Origin of the sequence: Silvimonas sp., assembly GCF_031291215.1 — a bacterium.
Taxonomy (GTDB): domain Bacteria; phylum Pseudomonadota; class Gammaproteobacteria; order Burkholderiales; family Chitinibacteraceae; genus Silvimonas; species Silvimonas soli.
Genome location: NZ_JARLJK010000031.1, coordinates 1 through 1,053, shown reverse-complemented (window position 1 = coordinate 1,053; position 1,053 = coordinate 1). Strand labels below are relative to the sequence as shown.

Annotated in this window: 2 protein-coding genes; one reads left to right on the top strand and one right to left on the bottom strand. The window is 59.1% G+C overall.

What is annotated here, in order from left to right; genetic code table 11:
• A partial coding sequence (locus tag P4L78_RS01290; protein WP_309326450.1) for a LysR substrate-binding domain-containing protein occupies positions 1-495 on the top strand: 495 nt, incomplete at its 5' end.
• Positions 496-744: 249 nt separating this feature from the next.
• On the opposite strand, the gene P4L78_RS01285 is transcribed toward P4L78_RS01290, so the two are convergent.
• A partial coding sequence (locus P4L78_RS01285; protein ID WP_309326448.1) for a hypothetical protein occupies positions 745-1,053 on the bottom strand: 309 nt, incomplete at its 5' end.

Genomic DNA, 1,053 nt, shown 5'->3' with positions numbered 1-1,053 from the left:
GTCGATCTCGTCATTGGTGCAGAAGAGGTCATCACATCGCTCTCCGACAAAGATATTGTGAGCATCCCGCTCTTGCGCGAAGACTTCGTGACGGTTGTCGGGCCGGACCATCTGCTTGCTTCCAGCCTTGGTGCGGATGACAGCACCCGGCCTGTACGACAATTGGCATTCCGGCCGGGCAGCGGCCCGCTGGAGCTACTAGCCAAAATGCAGCCGCTGCTTCCCACGAACCGGTTCGCGACCCTGCCCACCTTCACCGTTCTGCCGATCCTTGCCCTTTTGACTGGTACCGCAGCATTCGTGCCGCGAATGATCGCCACGCGGTTCGCAAGTTTTCTTCCGCTCACGATTGTGGAAGGAGTCGGCCCCCGTACAGAGGTCACCATCTGCATGGCATGGCACCACCGCTGGCAAGAAGACGGCGGTCACCGCTGGTTGCGCGAACTGATCGCCGAGCGATGCACCCAAACCACGAACCGGAACGCGGATTTATAGGTCGATGCCGATGATCGATTTGCATGTCGCAGCAGATTTGCAACGCGACGCAACCTTGGATCAGCAAGTGAACGACATCTCGTTGAGCGGTTCGTCGCGCACCCGCCAGTCGAAGATTTCGACGAATGCATCCTGCGTTGGCCAATGGAAGAACGGGCGGCAACCTGATAACCAGCCCGCTATCCTGGCTGTGCAGGAAAATGGGAAATCACCCCTTCGGACGTCCACAAAATCGAAGGTTCGCGGCCCTTATGTCCGGCCAAGTTCGAGGATCAGCGTCCTGAACCATCGGTTGCGTGGCTGTGTGGTCTGGCTCGCATACCATGCCACCGCCATTTCCATTTCCACATTGGTCGTTCCCAGATTTTCGAGAATCTCGATAGGGCAGGCCTCCTGCAGATGGGCCGCGAGTTTACTCGGGACAACGGCCGCGCAGCTGCCTTCCAGCACCATCGCCGGCAGCAGATTGAAATGCTGAACCTGCGCCACGACTTGCCCGGTAATCCCGTCCCAGCCATTGAGCACGCTGAGGGCGGATGGATCGACCGCGACCAGACC